The sequence below is a fragment of the Psychrobacter submarinus genome (assembly GCF_904846685.1).
Classification (GTDB): domain Bacteria; phylum Pseudomonadota; class Gammaproteobacteria; order Pseudomonadales; family Moraxellaceae; genus Psychrobacter; species Psychrobacter submarinus.
This window is the reverse complement of record NZ_CAJHBQ010000001.1, coordinates 740,773-763,410: the sequence shown is the minus strand read 5'-3', so window position 1 is coordinate 763,410 and position 22,638 is coordinate 740,773. Positions and strand designations below refer to the sequence as shown.

The 22,638-nt window shown below is 45.1% G+C and carries 18 protein-coding genes and 1 other RNA gene; 11 read left to right on the top strand and 8 right to left on the bottom strand.

Annotated features, from left to right (window positions below; genetic code table 11):
* Positions 1–52 precede the first annotated feature (52 nt).
* Positions 53–1,753: a phospholipase D-like domain-containing protein gene (locus JMY03_RS03460; RefSeq protein ID WP_449314254.1), complete on the bottom strand. Its 1,701-nt coding sequence runs from the start codon at positions 1,751–1,753 to the stop codon at positions 53–55.
* Between the two features lie 536 nt (positions 1,754–2,289).
* Here JMY03_RS03460 and JMY03_RS03455 point away from each other — a divergent pair.
* From JMY03_RS03455 to JMY03_RS03440, 4 genes are all read left to right on the top strand, one after another.
* A complete protein-coding gene (locus JMY03_RS03455; RefSeq protein ID WP_313884530.1) occupies positions 2,290–3,483 on the top strand; it encodes an O-succinylhomoserine sulfhydrylase in 1,194 nt (397 codons plus the stop codon).
* Between the two features lie 74 nt (positions 3,484–3,557).
* Positions 3,558–3,887, top strand: a complete 330-nt coding sequence (locus JMY03_RS03450) for a YbaB/EbfC family nucleoid-associated protein (protein WP_201601067.1) — start codon at positions 3,558–3,560, stop codon at positions 3,885–3,887.
* Between the two features lie 152 nt (positions 3,888–4,039).
* Positions 4,040–4,633, top strand: a complete 594-nt coding sequence (gene recR / locus JMY03_RS03445) for a recombination mediator RecR (RefSeq protein WP_201601064.1) — start codon at positions 4,040–4,042, stop codon at positions 4,631–4,633.
* 147 nt (positions 4,634–4,780) lie between these two features.
* Positions 4,781–6,094 carry a ribonuclease D gene (locus tag JMY03_RS03440; RefSeq protein WP_201601061.1) on the top strand — a complete coding sequence of 438 codons (1,314 nt, stop codon included), beginning with the start codon at positions 4,781–4,783 and terminating at the stop codon, positions 6,092–6,094.
* On the opposite strand, the gene JMY03_RS03435 is transcribed toward JMY03_RS03440, so the two are convergent.
* From JMY03_RS03435 to JMY03_RS03425, 3 genes are all read right to left on the bottom strand, one after another.
* Positions 6,084–6,773: an alpha/beta fold hydrolase gene (locus JMY03_RS03435; protein WP_201557709.1), complete on the bottom strand. Its 690-nt coding sequence runs from the start codon at positions 6,771–6,773 to the stop codon at positions 6,084–6,086. The two genes, JMY03_RS03440 and JMY03_RS03435, sit on opposite strands and share 11 nt — an antisense overlap.
* 125 nt (positions 6,774–6,898) lie before the next feature.
* Entirely contained in the window at positions 6,899–7,735 is an 837-nt protein-coding gene (locus tag JMY03_RS03430) for a UDP-2,3-diacylglucosamine diphosphatase (RefSeq protein WP_201601058.1), read from the bottom strand.
* 171 nt (positions 7,736–7,906) lie between these two features.
* Positions 7,907–8,419, bottom strand: coding sequence for a peptidylprolyl isomerase (locus JMY03_RS03425; RefSeq protein ID WP_025647344.1), 513 nt, complete (start codon positions 8,417–8,419; stop codon positions 7,907–7,909).
* A gap of 336 nt (positions 8,420–8,755) precedes the next feature.
* On the opposite strand from JMY03_RS03425, the gene JMY03_RS03420 reads away from it, so the two are divergent.
* From JMY03_RS03420 to JMY03_RS03405, 4 genes are all read left to right on the top strand, one after another.
* Positions 8,756–10,507 (top strand): glutamine--tRNA ligase/YqeY domain fusion protein, encoded by a 1,752-nt coding sequence (locus JMY03_RS03420; protein ID WP_201601055.1) that lies wholly within the window; start codon positions 8,756–8,758, stop codon positions 10,505–10,507.
* Between the two features lie 288 nt (positions 10,508–10,795).
* A complete protein-coding gene (locus tag JMY03_RS03415; protein WP_201601052.1) occupies positions 10,796–11,434 on the top strand; it encodes a peroxiredoxin in 639 nt (212 codons plus the stop codon).
* 321 nt (positions 11,435–11,755) lie between these two features.
* Positions 11,756–12,409, top strand: coding sequence for a glutathione S-transferase family protein (locus JMY03_RS03410; RefSeq protein WP_025647338.1), 654 nt, complete (start codon positions 11,756–11,758; stop codon positions 12,407–12,409).
* A gap of 175 nt (positions 12,410–12,584) precedes the next feature.
* Positions 12,585–13,526, top strand: a complete 942-nt coding sequence (locus JMY03_RS03405) for an META domain-containing protein (protein WP_227675469.1) — start codon at positions 12,585–12,587, stop codon at positions 13,524–13,526.
* A 134-nt stretch (positions 13,527–13,660) separates the two neighbouring features.
* Here JMY03_RS03405 and ruvC read toward each other — a convergent pair whose 3' ends face one another.
* Complete coding sequence (ruvC, locus tag JMY03_RS03400) at positions 13,661–14,245, bottom strand: crossover junction endodeoxyribonuclease RuvC (protein WP_201601049.1); 585 nt, start codon at positions 14,243–14,245, stop codon at positions 13,661–13,663.
* A gap of 188 nt (positions 14,246–14,433) precedes the next feature.
* On the opposite strand from ruvC, the gene JMY03_RS03395 reads away from it, so the two are divergent.
* Positions 14,434–15,063, top strand: a complete 630-nt coding sequence (locus tag JMY03_RS03395) for an FxsA family protein (RefSeq protein ID WP_025647331.1) — start codon at positions 14,434–14,436, stop codon at positions 15,061–15,063.
* Between the two features lie 208 nt (positions 15,064–15,271).
* On the opposite strand, the gene ssrS is transcribed toward JMY03_RS03395, so the two are convergent.
* A non-coding RNA gene (gene ssrS, locus JMY03_RS03390) (6S RNA) lies at positions 15,272–15,467 on the bottom strand.
* A 258-nt stretch (positions 15,468–15,725) separates the two neighbouring features.
* On the opposite strand from ssrS, the gene gpmI reads away from it, so the two are divergent.
* Both gpmI and JMY03_RS03380 read left to right on the top strand, forming a co-directional pair.
* A complete protein-coding gene (gpmI, locus tag JMY03_RS03385; RefSeq protein ID WP_201601047.1) occupies positions 15,726–17,366 on the top strand; it encodes a 2,3-bisphosphoglycerate-independent phosphoglycerate mutase in 1,641 nt (546 codons plus the stop codon).
* Positions 17,367–17,645: 279 nt separating this feature from the next.
* Positions 17,646–19,184, top strand: a complete 1,539-nt coding sequence (locus tag JMY03_RS03380) for a S41 family peptidase (RefSeq protein ID WP_201601045.1) — start codon at positions 17,646–17,648, stop codon at positions 19,182–19,184.
* Positions 19,185–19,250: 66 nt separating this feature from the next.
* Here the strand turns inward: JMY03_RS03380 and JMY03_RS03375 are convergent, their stop codons facing one another.
* Together JMY03_RS03375 and JMY03_RS03370 are read right to left on the bottom strand one after the other, a co-directional pair.
* On the bottom strand, positions 19,251–20,783 hold the full coding sequence (locus JMY03_RS03375; RefSeq protein ID WP_201601043.1) for a sigma-54-dependent transcriptional regulator: 1,533 nt from the start codon (positions 20,781–20,783) through the stop codon (positions 19,251–19,253).
* Positions 20,784–20,888: 105 nt separating this feature from the next.
* Complete coding sequence (locus tag JMY03_RS03370; RefSeq protein WP_227675468.1) at positions 20,889–22,571, bottom strand: sensor histidine kinase; 1,683 nt, start codon at positions 22,569–22,571, stop codon at positions 20,889–20,891.
* Positions 22,572–22,638: the final 67 nt, after the last annotated feature.

Here is a 22,638-nt window from a genome sequence, read left to right as displayed (position 1 = left end):
AAACAGAGGGTAGATAAAAGGGTGTTGTACATTATTTTAGATTAAAGCTTATTTATAGCAGCCAATCGATAGGTAACCACGACATAATAGTTAGCCAAATATGATCGGATAAGTCCACTCGCGGCTCAGCTTCATAGACCTTTTTCTCACCATTTTCCATAGTGTGCCACTGCAAATGATTGTCATCGGTTAATTTGACTTCATAAGCTTGGCTTAATAAGTCGTCACTGAGCGCTTCATGCAGCTGCCGCGCCAGCTCATCGTCATTGATGATAACGCCCATCTCTGTGTTAATATTCGCTGAGCGGGGATCGACGTTATAGGAACCAATGAAGACTTGATGATCATCAATAGCAAAGGTCTTAGCATGCAAGCTAGTTGAGGACTGACTGCGCGCTTTCCACAGCTTGTTTTCGCGATCCTCTTCACTAGCAGTAGATTTTAGCTCATATATCTTGATACCTGATTTGAGTAGCTTAGGTCGCCATTGACTATAGCCAGAATGTACAGCGGTGACATCGGTGGCATCAAAAGAGTTGGTCAGTATCTTAATATTAATGCCAGAGTCGGCCAGCTCTACTAACGTATCGACACCATCTTTGGTGGGAACAAAGTAAGAAGAGATGATCGTCAGCTCTTTATCAGGGCGCCCAAGCAAGGTACGTAGCTGCTGCACTAGATTAGTATCGGCAGGGACAGACTTGGTCAGCTTACCGACATCGTCACTCAAAAACTGCATATCCGTCCAGCGAAAAGGAATGTGCTTATTTAATAAATCAGTATCGATAGAAGAGTCCGCAATCGCTGACTTATATACCGATAAGCTGCTTTGGTTATCACTTTTCTCATTGGTACCGAGCTGATCGAGTCCCTCGATAAAGTCCGTCGGCCCATCTTCATCTAAAGTTACTAACGTCTCGATATCGTAAGAGATAGGCGCGGACCAGTAACTGCCAAAGCTATTATCAATATCTGCGACTACTTTACCAATAAGCAGCACATCTAAATCAGCAAATTGGCTGTTTTGATCATTACTTAAGTATTCGTTACCAATATTGCGGCCACCGATGATAGTGATTTGCTTATCAAAAGTCATGCTTTTATTATGCATGCGCCGGTTGATACGAGGCAGACCAGTGACGAAGTTGAGCGCTTGAAACTTACGGTGCATCAAAGGGTTAACAATTCTGACCGCTGTATTAGGGTGGCTTGAAAAACGTAATAACTGCTGATCAAGCGCAGCGCTGCTATTAAAGTCGTCTATTAATAAGCGCACGATAACGCCGCGCTCAGCCGCTTCCCATAAGTCTTTTAGCAGCAGTTGACCGGCCTGATCATCATGCCAGATATAATATTGCGCGTCGATGTTGCGCGTCGCCATATCGGTCAATATGCTACGAGAGGCAAACGCATTGGCGCCTGTGACAATTGGATGATACCCTGATAAATCAGGATGGATTTTATTTTGCTCACTAATGGTCGCGACTAAGTCAGTATCATTATTGGCATTGGCGGTATCATCAGTTTCGGTATTGACGTTGCTATCTTCTATACCTGAGTCCAAACGTGAATCTGGAGTGATTGGCTCATCTTGAGCCTTTGTCTTATTAGTATACATAGCATTAACCCGCTCAGAGAGCTCTTTGCTCTGTGCTAAGTGCGGCTGCTGCGGTAAGCTTTGACAGCCAACCAAACTCAATGACAACCCAAGAGTAAGGCTCATCGTCAATTTACTAGAATAAACATCCAACATCGACATCATAAGATGGCCTCAATACACTCAAAAGATTGGCTGAGCGGTCTACACCGCGGCTTTAATTAATAGTAATACGCAGTAACAGCAACATCAGTATTAATATCAACATCAACACTGTACTAGTATGACGCTACAGATAATCATATCTTGCTTAGCAAATATATTGTTGGAACAATCCGCACAAATATTTTTGCCAAGCTTAGCAGGTACAAAGGTATCTGCCTATAAAAAATACGTTAAATTTTTTAATCCGTAGCAGCGGCTGGTGAATAACCAAAAGTTGGAGCCTAGTGACAAAAAAAAGCGTAGTAGGTGTCTGAAAAGCGCAGTCATGATATGATATTGTGCAGTTTAAAACGTTTACCAATAGTAGTATCGATTCTCCTTGCAGCCTCAACCCTCACTACGGAATACTTATGAGCCAATCGCCAGCACAACAAAATAGCAACGTTAGTAGTTTGGAAAGTAGCAACGACAGTGGTTTAGATAGTAACTGGCGCTCAGATGCCTTAGATTTAAGCCTCGATTATGGTATGCAAACCGTCGCCGTACGTGCCGGACAGCATCGCACCGATGAAGGTGAGCATTCTGAGGCTATCTTTACCACCAGCTCCTATGTCTATGAGTCGGCGAGTGATGCCGCCGCACATTTTAATGGTACTAAGACGGGTAATGTCTATTCGCGCCATACTAATCCAAGCGTGCGTACCTTTGAGCGCCGCCTAGCTGCGCTTGAGAATGGCGAGCGCGCAGTCGCCACCGCCTCTGGCATGGGCGCTATTTTGACTATGTGTTTGGCTTACCTAAAAGCAGGCGATCACTTGCTGGCAGCCAATCAGCTGTTTGGCTCGTCTATTGGACTGTTCAATAATTATATGGCTAAATTCGGCGTCGAGGTCAGTTACGTTGACTGCTTTGACAATGATGCTTGGGCCGCGGCCGTGCAGCCAAATACAAAGCTCATCTACTGCGAAAGCCCGAGTAACCCGCTAGCGCAAATCTGCGATATTGGCTTTTTAAGCACGCTCTCAAAGGCCAACGATGTGCTATTGGTTGTTGATAACTGTTTTGCCTCTCCTGCTATTCAGCGCCCGCTAGACTTAGGCGCGGATGTGGTGATTCACTCAGCGACTAAATATCTAGATGGACAGGGCCGCGTGTTGGGCGGCGCTTTAGTCGGCAGCGACAAGCTGATGCAGGAGGCGTTCACAGTAGTGCGCTCAGGTGGTATCAGTATGAGTCCTTTTAACGCTTGGGTATTTACCAAAGGTCTTGAGACGCTCAAACTGCGTATGCAAGCTCACTGTCATAATGCCAATCAGGTCGCTGAGTTTTTGCTGAATCATCCAAACGTTAGCACTGTGCATTTCTCTGGGCTAAAAGACCACCCAGCGCACAAGCTTGCAACACGCCAGCATCATATGGCAGACGCTTATGGCGCGATTATGGGTTTTGAAGTCAAAGCGACCGATTCTGCTAATGGTACGCAAGATGGCAAAGCCGCTGCTTGGCAAGTGATAGATGCGACACAAATGGTATCTATCACCAACAATCTAGGCGATGCTAAGACGACAATCACCCACCCTGCGACGACGACGCACTTTCGCTTAACTGCTGAGGCTCGCGCTGAGGCAGGAGTTAATGATAGCCTAATTCGACTGTCTGTAGGGCTGGAGGATGCTGAAGATATTATCAAAGATTTGGCTCGCGGCTTAGACAGTTTATAAAGATAACGCTATAATTAGCTTAACGTTTTATTTTTATCTAAATTCACCCGGATTACAAAGACAAAGAGAGTATTATGAATATTCAAGCCTTGATGCAACAAGCACAATCCATGCAAAAGAAAGTCGAAGCCAATGTTGAGTCAGCCAAAAAAGAGCTGGCCAATAAAGAAGTGCAGGCAGAAGCGGGCAGTGGCCTTGTCAAAGTGACGATGACCGGTCGCCATGTGGTTAAGCGTTTATCTATCGACCCTAGTCTTTTAGAAGATGAGCCTGATATGATCGAAGATCTAATCGCCGCCGCTATCAATGATGCTGTTCGTCAGGCCGATGATCTGTACGAAGAGACAATGGCTGGCGCGACCTCAGGTATGGGTCTACCACCAGGTATGCAAGGTATGTTCTAAGCGATAACTCATTGCTAAATAACATAAAAAGCGTATAAATACTGACTGTAGTAGTCAATAGATGGGGTTGTTATCGTCACGATACGACCCCATTTTTATAACTATAGATTAAGTTATAACGTCCGTTTTTATAATTGCAAAAGGATAATAATTTGCTTACTGCCAAATTCGATCAGCTAGTCAAGCAGCTGCGTGTATTGCCTGGTGTCGGTCAAAAAAGTGCTCAGCGTATGGCACTGTATCTGCTGAGCAAAAAGCGCCCGCAAGGCATGGCACTAGCACAAGCTCTAGATGAAGCGATGCGTGAGATTGTGGAGTGTCAGCGCTGTCATAGCTTCAGTGATGAGAGTATCTGCCCGCTGTGCCAAGACCCAAGACGTGATAATACCCAGCTATGTGTGGTCGAGACTGCCGCCGATGTGATGGCTATAGAGCAAACGGCGGGCTATCGCGGATTGTACTTTGTATTGGGTGGTCACTTGTCGCCTATCGATGGCATTAGCGCCGATGATCTCAATATCGATCAGCTGGTCTGGCGGGTCAAAGACGAGCCGGTAGATGAGCTGATACTAGCGACTGGCACGACGGTAGAGGGGCAGACGACGGCGCACTTTATTAGTGAAGCGGCCAGTCGCCATGTCAAAAAGGTCACTCGCTTAGCACAAGGGGTGCCGATGGGCGGTGAGCTTGAGTATCTCGATAGTATGACTTTAGGCCAAGCGCTACAAAACCGCTCTTTTTTATAATGCAGCGTTTTTTATTCGTTGACGACTCAATAGACTAGGCGTTATGCCTAGTTTTTTATTTTTGAAATAAATGACACTCGCCCAATTAATACGCCGATATTGTTATAATCGGCTCATTAACTTTTCAATTTAAGCAGGTATCTGCCCGTGTCTAACTCCTCTTTGACAACGCTAACCACTTCGCAAGATGATATAGCTACTGATAATAACACTATAGAGCCGCTTGATAATCCAGCCATTTTTGCATCAAACGCCTTGCCTACAAAGCCTGATATTGATGCTTTACTTGATAGCGCTGATGAGCTACCGGTGACTTGGATCAAAGAGCAGTCCCAATTGACACCCGTCATTGAGGCTTTGAAAAGCTGTGGTCGGGTGGCACTGGATACGGAGTTTATCAAGCGCGATACTTATTATCCGCGCTTGGCTTTGGTGCAGATAAACGTAGGCGAGCATATCTATTTATTAGATGCCCCGCAGTTACAGTTACAGGACGTCTGGCAAGCGCTAAGCGCAGTTGATGTCGCCATTTGGCACGCTTGTGGCGAGGATTTAGGCATTTTTTACTTACTATCTGATTGCCCGCCGCTGACCAATATCTTTGATACGCAAATTGCGCTATCGTATTTAACCGGTCAGTTGCAGATGGGCTACCAGCAAGCGCTCGATGATCAGCTAGATATGCATATTGATAAGGAACAAAGTCAGTCCGACTGGCTGCGTCGGCCGCTATCTGATGAGCAAGAACAGTACGCGATAGATGATGTGCGTTTTTTGCCAGCGCTATATTTGAGCTTAGAGTACGAGCTAAAAAAGCAAGGCCTGTACGAGTATGTCTGGGCGGATTGTCAGCTCTATGCTCAAGAGCTGTATGACTCGCAGCAGGTTGCTGATGAGGATATGTACTTAACCATGGCGGACTATCGCTACGATACGCAGCAAATGGCAATACTGCAAGCGGTGGCCAGTTGGCGTGAACAGCTAGCGCGTGCGACCAATCAGCCGCGCACCTTTGTGATAAAAAAACAAGCGGTACGCGAGATTATCACTGAAAAGCCCAAATCTATGCGCGAGCTTGCGCACAAGACCACTATGCACCGTAGTATGCTCAGACTCTATGGTGAAGAGCTACTCAAGGAGATTAAGCAGGCTGAGCAGTTAGCGCCTGCCGAGCGTCCGCCGAGACTGCCTGCGCCTTATCGCTCCAAGAACAAAGCGCTGTCAAAAGCCGTTCAACATGCGACCCAGATACAAGCAGAGAAAATCGGTATACCAGCGAATGTATTGATGCGCAAAAAGTGGCTGCATCAGCTATATGAAGTCATTGCTTATGAGAAAGACTTAGCTGATCTGCCAGAGGGCTTACAAGGTTGGCGTCATGAGTGGGTGATGCAGACTTTGATACCTGTGATTGAGGAGCATAAAGCCGAGCTTAAACAAGGTATGGGCGTTAAAGGTTAATCGCTATATGCTTAAACCGCCCATGATCCAAAAACCAAATCACTTGCCGAGCGACTTCTGTACTCATTAGCATGCCAGTATGAGTGACGGGCAAGATGATATGGTCAGTAGCGCCGGCGAGCTGAGTCTCAGTGACATATACAGTGCCGTCATGAGCTAAGCTTTTGTCTTCTATGTCGCTATCAGCCTTACGCCGTTTACGATTGTGGTAGCTCAAAATCGGCTGACCTAATCCCTGTGCTTTATTACCAGCGATTACACCAAGCTCAATATCGTCAGGCAAAGACGCAACCGTGCCGTCTAAAGCTTGCTCGTATGATTTACCGACAATAAAAGGCGCTAATCGCCAACTATAATCACCACTGACGCTGCCCAAATGGGGCGTACCTAAAGTCACACAGCGTCCAATCTGCCACTGCGGATAATGAGCGACAAAATCGCGGATTATCAGCCCGCCTAAGCTATGACCAACCAGATCAATTGGCTGATCAGGGCGATGATGACTCTCAAGCCAAGTGTTTAAGCGGGCACTGTTGGTTTTGATATCGTCGCGCATGCTGCGATAGCCAAATTGATGAGTATCAAACCCTCGTGCTTGCAAGCGTTTGGCCAGTGGCCGCATAACAAAGGCCGCTTGATGCAGACCGTGAATAAGAATGACGAGATTAGGTTGAGGCATAGTATTTACTAGGGCTATGTTTACTGTGACGATATTTGTGATGAGTATCCATTATTATAGATGTCAGTTATTATAGTTAGGTTTTGCTGCACAAAGCGCTCTTTATACGCTTATACCAGCTGGGTTTATACTGAGTAGACAAACTCAACTAAGCTAAATTCAGCCTCTGCTGAGTGCGTCTCTGACACAACCGCTCCAATCACTGCGCTCACCTTTGGCAGGCGCGTTTCGGTATCGATATGCCGCCAATCACCGAGCACGTAACGCGTTTTACCATTGATCGTTGTATGAACGTTGGGTCTATGGGTATGACCATGTAGCAGCGCATCGTTATCAGCGACCGCTTGCGTGACCGACTGCTCATTGACATCCATGATATAGGCGTCTTTGGTGCGGTTATTGAGCTTACTCTTCGCGCGCATATTATCAGCGATGGCTAGGCGCCTCGATAGGGATTTATTGAGTAGATACCATTTGCTCAGCCGGTGACGTATCACCTTTCGAAACCATTGATACTTTCTATCATCGCTGCATAGCGCGTCGCCATGCTCTAAGCGATAGCTTTGTTTACCAACGTCTAGGCTATAAGGTTCATCAATCAGCTCACCGCCAAATAAATTGAGAAAACCGCGATCTAACAAAAAATCACGATTACCGTGCATGACTAAAATTTCACAACCTTTGACTCGTAATTGTTTGAGCTTATTAATGAGCGGCGTGAGCCAATGCGCTTGCCTATCGTCATCTGCCAATGACAAATAAACATCATCGCCAAGCCAAACCTCAAACCAGTCGCCTAAAATAAACAAGCGTTTGAGATTCGGCAGAGCGAGGCAGTCATCAAGCAGCGCCAAAAAAGCCTGCACAAGGGCAGGCTCGTCTAGCGATAAATGCAGATCACTAATTAATACTTGCCGTACATCATGCGGGCGAGTGGTTATTAGATGATTAAAGGTTTGCATTTATAATTATCCTAATGAGTGTTTCTAATTATATTTTAGCGCGGAACTGGTATAAATTTTCCTAGCGTGCTGTGCCTACGCTGTTTCGATGTTGCACAAAATTAATTCCAGTTCCGCTGGATCGCTTTTATACTGATATTACTACAGCTATCTTTCTCAGCTAGCGTTTGCTTATTGAGAAACGACTTTAGCAGAGTTGATAGTGATAGGCTCGTTTGGCACATCAGCATGCATACCAAAACGGCCTGTTGCAACGCTGCGCATTTTTTCAATCACATCCATACCGTCGGTGACTTTACCAAATACCGTGTAACCCCAACCTTGCATGTTTTTGCCCGAGTGGTTCAAGAAGTCGTTGTCTTTGACATTGATAAAGAACTGGCTAGTGGCTGAATGCGGGTCTTGAGTGCGCGCCATAGCGATAGTGCCTTTATCGTTCTTAAGGCCATTATCCGCTTCGTTTTCGATTGGTGCGTTGGTTTTTTTCTCATTCATTTGGGCGTCCATGCCGCCGCCTTGAATCATAAAGCCATCAATAACGCGGTGAAAGATAGTGCCTTCATAATGACCTGAGTTGACGTAGTTTAAGAAGTTTTCTACGGTTTTTGGTGCTTTTTCTTCATTGAGTTCAATAGTGATATCACCCATTGACGTCTCTAACTGTACTACTGGCATATCGCTCATGGTTGTCTCCTGATTGTTGGTGTTGGAAAGTGAATTGGGCTGAGTGTCTGAAACCATTGTGTTGTTAGTATTGGTGCTGGCACAACCTAATATAAACAAAGGGGCAAATAAGCTGGCAAACCCGAATGTTTTGATAGCATGCATAGATATTCCTTTTCGCTCATAAGAGGCAGTGTTAATTTAGAGGTCAGTCTAACGGCTTTTTTGCCTGATGTCATGTATCTAGCTGTTAATGAGTTTGCAAAAGCTGATAGAATAACGCAACTCTACCTTTATTCTTAATTTTATAATTATTTTAATTCAAGCCGCTAATAAGTGGCTTAGGAGCAATAGTTGATGAGTGCTAAACCTAGTAATAACGCGAGCAATGATGTCAAAAAAGATGAGCCGAAAAACGACTTTATTCGTAATATTATTCGTGAAGATATAAAAGAGCAAAAATACGAGCAAATCGTGACCCGTTTCCCGCCTGAGCCTAACGGCTATTTGCATTTAGGACACGTCAAGTCTATTTGTCTTAATTTCGGGGTGGCTGAAGAGTTCGATGGCCTTTGTCATTTGCGTTATGACGATACCAATCCGACCGCTGAAAAGCAGGACTATATCGACAATATAGAAAAGGACGTCCAGTGGTTAGGCTTTGAGTGGGCAGGCGAGGCGCTACATGCATCGAGCTATTTTGATCAGCTGCATTCGTGGGCGGTACAATTGATCGAGCAAGGCGATGCATATGTCGATTTGCAAACCCCTGAGCAAATCCGTGATAACCGTGGCTCTTTTACCGAGCCTGGCAAGCCCTCGCCGCAGCGCGATGCTAGCGTGCAAGACAATTTGCAGCGCTTCGCCGATATGAAAGATGGCAAATTTGCCGATGGCGAAGCCGTGCTGCGTGCCAAGATCGATATGTCTGATGCCAATATGAATATGCGCGATCCTATTATCTATCGGGTCATGCATCAAGAGCATCATCAAACGGGCGATAAATGGTGCATCTATCCGATGTATGATTTTGCCCATCCTTTGTCGGACGCTATAGAAGGTATTACTCACTCACTCTGTACACTAGAATTTGAGGATCATCGTCCCTTTTATAACTGGATTATCGAGAAGATTGGCTTTGACATACCGCCGCATCAGTATGAGTTTAGCCGCTTAAATGTCGATCATACTTTGACCAGTAAGCGTAAGCTTAAGCAGCTCGTCGATGAAGGCATCGTTGAAGGTTGGGATGATCCGCGTATGCCAACAATAGCGGGTATGCGTCGCCGTGGCTATACGCCAGAGGGGCTACGTGATTTCTGTGCTCGCGTTGGTATCGCCAAAGCCGATGGCGTCACTGACATGCGCCTGCTCGAGTTCAGTATTCGCCAATCTTTGGAGACGACCACCGCACGCGGTATGGCAGTACTCAAACCGTTAAAAGTCACGATTACCAACTTCACCGAGGCGGTGAGCCAGTGGCAAGATTTAAAAGCTGATAGCGTCGCCGCGCGCTTTGATGAAGACAGTCAAACCTTATGGCTGACTCAGCCCAAGCATCCTAACGTCGAGATGGGCGCGCGCGAGATTCCTTTTACCCAAACCCTTTATATCGATCAAGGCGATTATGAGATCGAGCCGCCGGCGGGTTATAAGCGCCTATCCCCAGAAAAACCTGAAATTCGTTTGCGTAATACGTATGTGCTTGCGGTCACTGAGCACATTACCGATGATAATGGCGACGTGGTTGAGCTCAAAGCAACTATTGACCCGGCGACACTAGGCAATAATCCTGAAGGCCGAAAAGTCAAAGGCGTCATTCATTGGGTCTCAGCCGATCAAGGTGTGCCAGCAACGGTACGACTCTATGAGCCTTTATTTAGCGCAGAAGATCCCAGTAGCGTAAGTGATGTGCATGAGGCGCTGAATCCGAATTCTTTGACGGTGTTAAATGCGGTCGTGGAGCCATCGCTTGCGAACGCGGATGCTGGCACGCGCTTCCAGTTTGAGCGCGAAGGTTACTTCATCTCAGATAGCGAAGAGCACAGTAGCGATAAGCCAGTATTCAATCAAATCGTCAGCTTACGTGATAGTTATAAGCCCGCTTAGGTATTGATCTTAACTATCAACATGAACTATCAATATTAGTTTGCAAATGAGCCCATTTCTAGTAATCTAGGAGTGGGCTTTTTGCTTATCACTAAACAGAATAAGCGCATTACAATATCTTACAAGACATTCATAACTGTTTTGGTAAACTTAAGAAGCTTGTTTACTAGATATAGCTATATAGTTGTACAACGTTATATAGCTATGATAACAATACAGCGTGGCAGCCCTGTAGGCGCTGACGCTGAAACATTAATAATTTCAAACACTAATAACAAGGATACTATTATGGCAGTTTTACGTTTAGGTGACGACGCTCCAAATTTTGATGCAGTCACAACCGAAGGCAGTATTAATTTTTATGATTGGGCAGGTGATAGCTGGGTGGTGCTTTTCTCACATCCTGCAGATTACACGCCAGTTTGTACGACAGAGCTGGGCCGTACCGCAGCGCTAGGCGGCGAGTTTCAAAAACGTAATGTCAAGCCAATCGCCTTGTCAGTAGACGGTTTAGATGATCATAAGGGCTGGGCGAAGGATATTGAAGAAACTCAAGGCACTGCCGTGAATTTCCCTATCATTGCCGATTCCGATCGTAAAGTGGCTGATCTTTATGACATGATTCACCCCAACGCTGATGATACTGCCACAGTCCGTAGCGTATTTATTATCGATCCAAATAAAAAGGTGCGCTTAACGCTGACTTATCCAGCCAGCTGTGGCCGTAACTTTGATGAGATCGTGCGCGTCATTGATGCTATGCAATTATCGGATGAGTACAATGTAGCCACGCCTGTTGATTGGAAAGAAGGCGATGACGTTATCATTCCACCGAGTGTTAAAAACGAAGATATCGCTGCTAACTATCCAAAAGGCCATACTGAAGTGAAGCCTTATTTGCGTACCACTCCAGCGCCAAACAAATAAGCGGCTTTGAATTAAGTTACTTTAAGACGTTACTGTAATACGTGGCTTTAATATGTGGTTTTAATAAAAAGTAACTTAATAGCCAGTATTCAATAAAAGCTCTATGACATAAAGTTGTAGAGCTTTTTTACTATTCGTAGCAAAAGTTTTAATCAAGTTTGCTATGATAAGCAAAGTAGGTTGACCATTAGGCAGCGTTACATAAAGCTAAAATAAATATTATTTAGTACGGTTAATGAACAGTGCGAATTAGTCATGCTAATTAACCATACTAAAGCTCTTACAGTCAACCAAAACTCATTCACTTACAGGGAAGTTACTATGAAAAAGCTATATATTACGCGCACGGCACCCAATCCACGTAAAGCGATTATTCTATTGGCCTCAAAAGGCATCGATGTTGACGATATGAATGATCTGAGTGTGGTGGATATTGACTTTGCTCGCAATGAGCAGTTCTCAGAGTCTTTTACTGATATCAATCCAATGCAAACTGTGCCAGTGCTGACTTTAGGCGATGGCACTGTGCTCAATGACTCGCAGGCAGTCTGCGAATATCTTGACCGCGTTTATGGCGAGCGCTCGGTGATGGGTAATGATGTGGTACAGCGCGCGCAAGTCTGTGCTATGCGCCGTATTGCTGAGTTTGAAGTACTGTACAATTATATGCTAGCGTTTCAGCATAGCCACCCTTCTAAAGCTCAGCGGGTCGAGCAAGTACCAGAGTTTGTAGCGCCGTCTATCGCTCGCGCTGTTAAAGCGTTACCTTACTTTGACAATGCCCTTGAAGGCCGCGACTATTTAGTCACCGATCATCTCACTTTTGCTGATATCGTACTGTATTTAGGTCTTGATTTCGGTAAGGCTCTGAAAGTCAATCCTTTAGAGCAAGGCGACAATCTTGCACGCTTTTATAACAGCATGCATGAGCGTTTTAGCATTAAGGTTATGGCAAAGCCTAAGTCTGACTCTTAAATAAGATATATAAGCCCTAAGATATATAAACAATAAACGGCTCAGTCTATACTGGTATAGTCGTTTATTGCGATAAGTGTGATGAATAATTATAAATAGTATCCACGTAACGTAAACCCTAAAAAGTAACGTAAACCTGTAAAAATTTAGACTTGTTTTAAAAGAGAGATTGCCTATGCTAACGACGACGAACCCACCAGCTGTGAGAACCACGTTAAAAACGGCTTTTTTGCCCAGTTTGCTAGCAGCGGCAATGACTTTGAGTGCTTGTAGTGACAACGCTCCAGTAGCAGATAATGAGGATGCTAATGCTGCGGCTACTGAAGAGCGTGAAGTGGCAGCAGAGGTTGATGCTAATGATAGCGTTAGCACTGCTGAGTCAATAAGTGCTGAGGATCAGCTATTGACCAAGCTTAGTGATTACCGCTGGGTATTAGCGACAGCGACGGATAATAACGATCAGCCGATTACCTCGCTTACGCCTATCAAAGAACAAGTGACTTTGCTGGTTAATTCGCAAAACAATGATATCTTGAACTATAGCGTTGGCTGCAACACGATGGGCGCATCTTTTGCGCTCACAGGTGATACATTGACGATTAGTGAAAGTATGAGTACCAAAATGTCTTGTGGCGAGCTTGATAAAGCGGAAACCAAGCTTAATCAGCTTATGCAAGGGGAGAGTCAGATCAGCATATCAGCTACGGCCAGTAACGCTGAAACCCCAATGTTAACGCAAGTTACTAGCGATGATAGTACTTTAGTTTGGAGAGGTAGACTGACATTACAAGCCAAGTACAATAGTAATGGCGAGACTATATTTTGGGAAGTGGCAGCGGAATCAGCGCCGTGTCAGGATAATGAGACGCAGATGTGCTTGCAAGTACGGCCAATCACTTATGATGATCAAGGCTTAAAGACCAGCGAAGGGCAATATATGGACTTTGCAGGCAGCATTGATGGTTATCAGCATGATGGTCAGCATAATGAGATATTGCGTCTGCAGCGCTTCAAGACAGATACTGATACCGTATTAGTCGATAATGCCGATTCACAATACGCTTATGTACTAGATAGAGTGATCGAAAGTACGTTAGTGGACAATAGCTCTGAATAAGTAGTGGTCTATCTAAACTAGAACCTAACAAACCTGTACCGCCATATCGTAAAAACGCGCTGATATTAGCGCGTTTTTTTATTACAAAATTTTTTATAGCTTTTGATCTATTTATTAGAACATAACTGATACTGTCAATTTAGGTTGCCTAAATCCTCTTCGTTTAAACGCCAGCGACCCTTTTTCTTAGAGGAGCTGCGGCCTCGTAGTGCGCTATTGAGAATGAGCTTATTCATTGAGTGGCTAGAGTGCGCGTGACAAATGGCGCAGGCGAGACCATCAGCGGCGTCTTGCTGCGGCACCACCTCTAAGGTCAAAATACGGCATACCATATCTTGCACTTGTTCTTTAGCTGCCGCGCCATAGCCGCAGACTGATTGTTTGATTTGCCGAGCGGTATATTCGGATACTTCTAGATCTAGCGCCACCATAGCGGCGATAGCGGCGCCGCGTGCTTGCCCTAATTTAAGCGCTGAATCTGGGTTTTCGGCCATAAATACTTGCTCGATAGCGGTATAAATAGGCTCATCAGCGTATTTGAGGTAATGCTGAGTGATGCGAGTTAAACCATTGAAGATACGTTTTAAGCGTTCAGGCATCTCTTTGGTATCGGTGCGAATGGTGCCGGCATCTATATAACTCAGCTTGTCGCCTGTTTGCCGTATGATGCCATACCCTGTCATACGTGAGCCCGGATCGATTCCGATGATAATTGCCATAACTCTCCACTATCTTGATTGTTTTGCTAGTGATTACTGTCTTCGCATCTAGGTCAATATAAAGTCATTTATCAGATGACTATTTACTTAAAAATGCGCTACAAGTTTGATAGTATAGCAAGCCATCCCCATATACATCATATGTTAGCCATTTTAATTTTTTAAGTTTATTTTAAGGACGACACGTCATGGGTCAGATAGTTGGGATTGCCATTGTTTGGTTTATTATTGAGATGCTGGTTTGGTATTTGATTGCCCAGTTCACCAGTGGCTGGCTTGTATTTATGTGGTTTATTATTGCCGCAGTGATCGGTATCTCGCTTATACGTAAAGGTATGGTAGCTCTGAACCCGATGGCGCAGCAGATGAAAGCTGGCGGTATGATGAACCCAGCTATGCGCCCGCAAGAATCTACTATGCTAAAAAGTGTCGCGATGGCGGTTGCTGGCATCTTACTATTAATACCTGGGGTCATTAGCGACGTATTAGCGCTATTGGTCGTCCTGCCGCCAGTGCAAAAGCTGCTCAAAGATAAAGCCAATAATTATGTTATGAATAATCAGCAGAAGATGATGGAGATGATGGCTAAGCAAATGGGCGGCGCTGGTGGTATGGGCGGCATGGGTGGTCAAAACCCGTTTGGCGGTATGGGCGGGCAGAACCCGTTTGGCGGCATGAACAATCAACAAAATCCATTCGGTCAACAGCAACAAAACCCGTTCAGCGATGTGTTTAAGCAGCATACGACAGTAGATGGCACGGCCAAAAATGTACCTAAAGATGTCAAAAAAATCACTAAATCGGCTAATGACGAATAGCCAGTAATGCTCAATCTCTTATAGTGCTAGGTTTTTGTATCGCTTTGGGTGGTCTTTAAGATTGTAGGGTCTTTAAAAATTTTAATTTCCTATTTTGAACGTCCATAAAAAAAGCCCCTATCTGCATAAGATAGGGGCTTTTTGGTGGTTGGTGCTCTCTTTATTGAATATTACTGTATTCGCTATAAATAAGAACACCTAACCGAATGTAACAACCAAAGTGTCGCCGTAAGATGGTAACCCATGAACCGTGAAGTTCAGGGCGGATGTGTCATTACCTCGGCAGGTTTCCTGATACACTGCAAGCAGTGCAGGCATACACAATGAAGCAATAGGTAGCACATCCTGGTAAAGCATTATCGGCTCAGGGAATAAACATCTACTAGCCAACACTTCAGAATAGTTTTATCTTAACCAATGAAATTAGGTATTGCAAGTCTGATTTACAGATTGATACCCTTTGTTATTTACACGAATAGTTGCCATATATCAGTAGAGAGGAAGATAAAAAGCCGATTTTTCAGCAATTTCAAGATGTGTGCTAATATAGACCACTTTATATTGTCTGAATCAATAAAGCCCAGTTGCGTATATGTATTCGATTGACAATATCTCACTATTTAAGCAGTACAGGTTTTCATTCATTTGAGGAGCGGTAATCTATGGCTAGTAAGCAACAACCATCAGAGTCTATCAACGACAAGACCCAGTACAGCGATCAGCAAAATAAAAAAACGCCACACGTATTAATGATATTAGATGGCTTTGGGCATCGTGAAGAAAATGACGATAATGCTATTGCTGCCGCCAATATGCCAAACTTAGATCAGATTTATCAGCAGTATCCGCACGGATTAATTTCAGGCTCAGGAGAAGACGTCGGACTGCCGCCGGGTCAGTTTGGTAACTCTGAAGTCGGTCATATGAATCTGGGCGCTGGACGTATTCTTTACCAGGACTCAACGCTCATCTCAAGCGAGCTTGAGAGTCGTGAGTTTTACAAGAATGAAGCGCTAGTAGGTGCGGTAAAAGCGGCTAATGAGCTTGGCGGTAATGTGCATATTATGGGCCTGCTCTCTGATGGCGGTGTGCATGCGCATCAAGATCATATTGAGGGTATGTGTCACTCCGCGCTCGTTCACGGTGCCAAAAACGTTTTTGTACATTGCTTCTTAGATGGTCGTGACACGCCGCCTAAATCTGCGGATAAATATATCAATCGTTTGCGAGAGTATTTAAATAAACTAAACTCGCACTACGAAGGCAACGTACAGATAGCCAGTATCATCGGTCGTTACTATGCTATGGATCGTGATAACCGCTGGGATCGCGTACAAAAAGCTTATGAGCTGATTACCGAAGGGAAAGCGGAGCGCATGTCAACGCGGGCGGATGGCGCCATTCAAGCAGCCTATAAAGCGCGCGAGACTGACGAGTTTGTCAGTCCAACTACCGTTATCGAGCATGGCGAAACCCCATGCACTGTCGAGAATGACGATGCGGTAATTTTTATGAATTTCCGTTCTGATCGTGCGCGTGAATTGGCACAAGCTTTTGTACTGCCTGATCATGAATTCTCAGGTTTTGCGCGTCATAAGCAGCCAAGGCTCGCCGCTTTTGTTATGTTGACTAAGTACTCAGACGTGCTCGCGGACAACCCCAAAACGAGCATCGCTTATCATCCGACATCACTCAGCAACACTTTAGGCGAGTACTTACAAAACCAAGGTAAGACGCAGCTACGCATCGCCGAGACAGAGAAGTATGCGCATGTAACCTTTTTCTTCAGTGGCGGCCGTGAAGAGGAGTTTACTGGAGAAGAGCGCATTTTAGTGCCTTCACCAGATGTGGCAACTTACGACCTACAGCCAGAGATGAGTGCGCCGGAGGTGACCGATGAGCTCATTGAAGCTATTGAGTCTGGTCAGTATGATGTGCTGATCGTCAACTATGCTAATGGCGATATGGTAGGGCATACCGGTATCTTTGATGCAGCAGTCAAGGCGGTAGAGGCATTAGATGTCTGTATCGGCCGCGTTAAGACAGCGGTGCGCGCCGCTGGTGGAGATATGCTTATTACTGCTGATCATGGTAACTGTGAGCAGATGCAAGACTATGAGAGCGGGCAGGTGCATACTCAGCATACCACTGAGCATGTGCCACTGATTTATATTGGTGACAAGGATGTCAAAGTACGTAGCGGTGGCCGATTAAGTGATGTCGCGCCAACGATACTTTCGTTGATGGAGCTAGAAGTCCCAAGCGAGATGACTGGTGAAAACTTACTGATCGCTAACGCTTAAGTCGATAAGCTTAAATCGATAAGTAGTTCTAAAGCGTACTTATAATCGGCGATTTAAACGGTCTTATCAGCATTTGCCAAAGATAGAAAAGGGAAGAGTAGAGATTATTCTTCCCTTTTTTATGCTTTGCTGTGCAAGCTTTGTCCTCTATAGTTTTTGCTTTTATGGTTTTTAAAGTTTATTAGTTATTAAGCCGACTTTAAGTGGTTTTTATCATAGCCTTAAGCTATCTTATGGTGTTATATAACAAAATTATTTATTTTTCAGGTGAGTTTTCCTATGCCTTTATCTGCTCTCAAAAATCTTCTTTTGGTAATACCAGTGAGTCAGCAGCAAGTGCTCCGAGCTATGCTGAGCCCTTGTCTATTAGCGGTGTTCGGCTTGAATGGGCCTGCGCAAGCTGCGCTCAATGATGATCAGATAAAAGTGATAGACAAAGCTGGTGAGCAACAAAAGCAGGACACCGATACTACTGCTAATCTGCAGCTGATCAGCTTACAAGATAACAGGCCAATGATTGACAGCAGCACTGATAATCGGAGTGATGATTTTTTAGAAGACGATACCAGCGCTTCTGATCAAAGCCAAGATTGGCCAGAGGATGACAGTGATGACAATGATGATATCGATGCCTTTGGCGATAGTACAAGCAGCCCATTAGCAGACGATATTGACGATGACTATGAAGAGGTACCGCGTGAAGTGGCGAACGTATCGCTCAAAGCCATCTCTCCTGAGACCCTTAAAACCTTTGTCGCTGTCGTTGATTTGGTGCGCCGCGAGTATATAGATCCGGTCAATGATGAAGTGTTATTCAATAATGCTATGAGCGGTATGCTGACCAAGCTTGATAGTCATGCAGAGTTTTTGGATGCTGAGGCGTATGAAAACTTACGTGCTTTCACCCAAGGCGATGTGGGTGATGTCGGTATCGAAGCGCACTATCAAGCGGATGCTGATCATTGGGTCGTGACTGAAGTGATAAAAGATTCACCTGCAGACCAAAAAGGCGTGACTGTCGGAGATTATTTACACCAAGTGGGCGAGTTTAAGCTTGATGATGAACGGGCGCCTAATGATATCAAACAATTATTAACCGGTATTGCCGGCTCACAAATCGATGTCATCGTATCAAAAGCCGGACGACGTAAACGCGCAGTGACGCTCCAGCGTAATCATACACGTACACAGAAGATAGATACGCGTTTGCTAGATGGCGTGGCTATTGTAAAACTACCATCTTTTCAAGAAACAACGCGCGAAAAAATAGTACAAAGTCTGATTTATTTAGACGCGCCTATCACTGGAGTGCTGTTAGACGTACGAGATAATCCAGGCGGGGTGCTGACCTCGGCAATCGATGTCGCCAGCCTTTTTATGAAAGATACGGATGTGGTACAAGTTAAAGGCCGTCAAGGCGATCCACGTATCTTAGCGACTAAAGGCAGCGCGTTACTTGCGCCGTTGCCGGTAGTCATTTTACAAAACCGGTATTCTGCCTCAGCAGCAGAGGTGTTAGCCAGTAGCTTACAGGCGCAGAACCGCGCCACTATCGCCGGGGAGACAAGCTACGGTAAAGGCTCGGTACAGTCGGTAATCGCATTAAATGATGAGCAAGCCGTCAAGCTAACGGTAGCCCACTATCTAACTACAGAGGGTGCAAAAATCGATAAAGTTGGGGTGCAGCCTGATGTGACTTTGAATGGTAGTGAAAGCTCATGGGAGCAGCAAGCACTTGACTTACTACGCCCAAAAATACAAAACTCAGGAATTCATCTGGTTAGAAAAGGCCATGTTGCCCAGCCAGCGGTGAAGTAGCTAGAGCGCTGATTATATAGCTGTATGTAGCTCTTAATGGCTAGACTATGCTGATAACTAGCGTAGTTATGAGTCTGGTTGCTCTTCAGCAATTCCAAGTTTTTTCATGCGATAGCGTAAGGAGCGAAAGGTGGTACCTAAGAGCTCAGCAGCTTGTGTTTTATTCCAACCAGTCTGCTGCAGCGCAGTGACAATCAGCTGTTTTTCTTGCTGCTGTAGATAAGCCTCTAAGCCTTTTTCGGGTAATTCAGCAGAGGTACTTTCTTGCATCGCTGCTGATACACTGGCGTTCGTGTCTTTTTGAGGATTACCCGTTGGTAAACTATCCTCTGCCGCAGCTACGCTGTTGGATAAAGGCGTAGTTTGGCTAGTCGGATCAGTCGTAGATTGTGACTGATCACAATAGGATGGCTCAGACAATGACGCCTCAACCTCCGGTAATCCTAAGTGCTCGGCTGCGATGATATCACTCTCCGCTAACGTTATCGCTCGCTCTAACAAATTACGTAGCTCACGGACGTTACCGGCGAAATGATGCAACTTTAAACGCCCAATAGCATCATCACTGAGCTGTGGTGATCCTTCTAGTTGCCACTCCTCACGAATCAAAGCTAAGAAATGCTGAGCCAAAGCCGGAATATCATGCGCACGCTCATTAAGCGCAGGTAGCTTTAGCTCAATGACATTGATACGGTAGTATAAGTCTTGTCTAAAGTGGTTAGCCGCTACCAGCTGCGCCAGATCTTTATGAGTGGCAGATAACAGACGAATATCGACGGCGACCTCTTTGGTATCGCCAATCGCGCGCACGGTTTTTTCTTGAATGGCGCGCAGGAGCTTGACTTGCATCGCTAAAGGTAAGTCTGCAATTTCGTCCAAAAACAACGTCCCGCCATTGGCTTGTTGAAACAGTCCTTGCTTGTCAGCCACTGCACCCGTAAAGCTGCCTTTTTTATGACCGAAAAACTCTGACTCCATTAACTCAGAGGGTATAGCGCCGCAGTTGACAGGAACAAAATGCGCCTCACGTCGAGGACTTAAGTCATGAATGAGCCGAGCGGCGACTTCTTTACCTGTCCCTGAAGCCCCTGATAAAAATACCGGTGCTTGCGAGCGGGCAAGCTTTAAGATAGTCGATTTTAGCGTATACATGACTTTGGTGTCGCCAATTAAGCGCTGGTCTAGCAATTGCTGTTCAGGCGTCTTCGCGTCTGCTGGTTGAACGCTATCATCTTGACGAATGACTTTTAGAGCGTTTTCGACCAACTGCCGCAAACGCGGTAGCTCCAAAGGCTTATTGACAAAATCAAATGCGCCTAATTTTAGCGCTTCGATAGCTAAGTCCATACTGCCATGTGCGGTGATGACAGCCACTGGCACAGTAGAGCTGCTGCTGATAAGTTTGACCAGATCAAGACCTGATCCATCCGGTAATTGCAGATCTGTGAGACAAAAATCGTATTCATTGTCTTGCCAGTAAGCTTTTGCCTGCGCTAAATCATAAGCGACATCGCTTTTGATGCCCATTTTAGTCAGGGTGATTTGCATTAAGCGGCACAAATCTACTTCGTCATCGACGACCAGTGCAGTTGCTGTCATAAATAACCTTTCAGTGTTCAACGAATAAAATGGGTGTAAAGCAGTTAGTATAGATTAATGGGTTAAAAGGCAGCTAAAGTCGGCCGCCAGTGAACTCTTATCTGTTTAGAGGTCCACACTCTCGGCTATAGCCTGCTCGGTCAAAATAGCTGGAATGATCAAGCGAAAGCAGGTTTTTTCGTGCTCTGGAACATAGACTAAACGCGCCTGATTAGCCTCACTAAACGCTTGTGATAGATATAAGCCTAAGCCTGTACCGGCTTTATCAGTGGTAAAAAACGGCTCAAATAAATGCTCAATATCAGCGCTTTTTACCCCCTTGCCACTATCTAAAATATCGATTATAACATCGTTACGCCGACTATAAATCTCTACTTCTACGTAAGCATGAGGATGAGATAAGCTACTATAGCGCAAACCATTGTTGATTAAATTAATCAATATCTGCTCTAATTGATGAGTATCAAAGACAATAAGAGGCTGCACTTTACCGGATAAAAACACATCATGACCACTAAAATGGTTAGCGATAAACTCTACCATCCAGCTCTCAAGCGTAATGCTGTGTTTATTGGGCGGCTGTCGTTTGGAGAGCTTTAGCACATCTTCAATAATTCTGTTAACGCGCTTGGTTTGCGAGAATATCATCCTGTATAGCTCAAAATTGCTATCATCGACGCTGTTAGCCGCTATCCTAACTGACGCGTCATCAGTACTGACAGACTCGGAATCAATATCTTCCATAAGCAGCTGGCTGGCTTGTGATATGGCGGATAAGGGGTTACGAATCTCATGCGCAATACTAGCGGTTAGCTGTCCAAGCGAGGCAAGCTTGAGCTGCTGCGCGCTGGCTTGTTCACGGCGTAAGTCTTCTAAGATGATCAGGCGGCTATAGTCTTTTAGCGGGATAACTTGCACTCGTAAACGCGCTATGATTGAAGCTTCTATAGTCGTTGGCAGCTCGTAAGTAAACAGCCTTGATTGTCCTGCAGGTACCGCCAAACAAGTCTGCAATAACTGCGTGTGTAGATGCGCTAATTGCTCATGGAAGCTTGCAAGCTCGTTGTTTGTCTCATCGATGTCTAATAGCTGATATGTCGCGCGATTGGCCAGTACAACCTGCTGCTGATCTAGGACTATGACGCCATTGATCATTTGGCTGATAACTTCTTGGTTGATATCGTTGAGCCGGGCCACTTCTTTCGCTTGCTGCGCGGAGACTTTTTCAACGTGTAATAAGCGCTGCGATATCGTCCAAGTTAAAAAACCAACAACCAAAAAGCTTGCCGACATAAGCAGCGCGTCGCCTAGATTTGCTAAGCTGATGCTACTAGAGAGCGCATAAAAAAACTGTTGATAAATAACAAATATAACAGCGAGCAAAGTGATGACTAGCGCTTGCGAGCCGGGAAGCAGCATAAAGCTTGCGGCAACGACCACCATATACAGCATCGTCAGTTGTAAATCTGGCGCGCCACTGCTATAAAGCAACAAGCTGAGCATAATGATATCGACCGCTAAACCAAAGCTTAGTTGGCGCTGTGGGCGCTTGCGTACGACATAAAATAAACCCAGTAGAATGATACTAAGTAGCGTGTAAAATATCAGCGCGGTCTGCTGTAATAAACTAGGCAAAAGCAGATTATCAGCATTAGCATTCGCATAAGCTAATATCAAAAAAAACACATTAATAACCACACGGTAACTGCTATACACCAGCCCCAATCGACGCAGCTGTGAGGAGGGTAGCGTATCGTTTTGCTGACGATAGTTGTTGATAACAGTCATCGTTTTGGCTAATAGGGTCATAAAGTATAAGCATCGAAGCAGTACAATAAAAATAGCATCATAGTAG

Excerpts from the sequence above, each read along its gene's own strand:
- JMY03_RS03460 (WP_449314254.1), bottom strand. The coding sequence starts at position 1,753 with ATGTTGGATGTTTATTCTAGTAAATTGACGATGAGCCTTACTCTTGGG.
- JMY03_RS03455 (WP_313884530.1), top strand. The coding sequence starts at position 2,290 with ATGCAAACCGTCGCCGTACGTGCCGGACAGCATCGCACCGATGAAGGT.
- JMY03_RS03450 (WP_201601067.1), top strand. The coding sequence starts at position 3,558 with ATGAATATTCAAGCCTTGATGCAACAAGCACAATCCATGCAAAAGAAA.
- JMY03_RS03435 (WP_201557709.1), bottom strand. The coding sequence starts at position 6,773 with ATGCCTCAACCTAATCTCGTCATTCTTATTCACGGTCTGCATCAAGCG.
- JMY03_RS03430 (WP_201601058.1), bottom strand. The coding sequence starts at position 7,735 with ATGCAAACCTTTAATCATCTAATAACCACTCGCCCGCATGATGTACGG.
- JMY03_RS03425 (WP_025647344.1), bottom strand. The coding sequence starts at position 8,419 with ATGAGCGATATGCCAGTAGTACAGTTAGAGACGTCAATGGGTGATATC.
- JMY03_RS03420 (WP_201601055.1), top strand. The coding sequence starts at position 8,756 with ATGAGTGCTAAACCTAGTAATAACGCGAGCAATGATGTCAAAAAAGAT.
- JMY03_RS03415 (WP_201601052.1), top strand. The coding sequence starts at position 10,796 with ATGGCAGTTTTACGTTTAGGTGACGACGCTCCAAATTTTGATGCAGTC.
- JMY03_RS03410 (WP_025647338.1), top strand. The coding sequence starts at position 11,756 with ATGAAAAAGCTATATATTACGCGCACGGCACCCAATCCACGTAAAGCG.
- JMY03_RS03405 (WP_227675469.1), top strand. The coding sequence starts at position 12,585 with ATGCTAACGACGACGAACCCACCAGCTGTGAGAACCACGTTAAAAACG.
- ruvC (WP_201601049.1), bottom strand. The coding sequence starts at position 14,245 with ATGGCAATTATCATCGGAATCGATCCGGGCTCACGTATGACAGGGTAT.
- JMY03_RS03395 (WP_025647331.1), top strand. The coding sequence starts at position 14,434 with ATGGGTCAGATAGTTGGGATTGCCATTGTTTGGTTTATTATTGAGATG.
- gpmI (WP_201601047.1), top strand. The coding sequence starts at position 15,726 with ATGGCTAGTAAGCAACAACCATCAGAGTCTATCAACGACAAGACCCAG.
- JMY03_RS03380 (WP_201601045.1), top strand. The coding sequence starts at position 17,646 with ATGCCTTTATCTGCTCTCAAAAATCTTCTTTTGGTAATACCAGTGAGT.
- JMY03_RS03375 (WP_201601043.1), bottom strand. The coding sequence starts at position 20,783 with ATGACAGCAACTGCACTGGTCGTCGATGACGAAGTAGATTTGTGCCGC.
- JMY03_RS03370 (WP_227675468.1), bottom strand. The coding sequence starts at position 22,571 with ATGACTGTTATCAACAACTATCGTCAGCAAAACGATACGCTACCCTCC.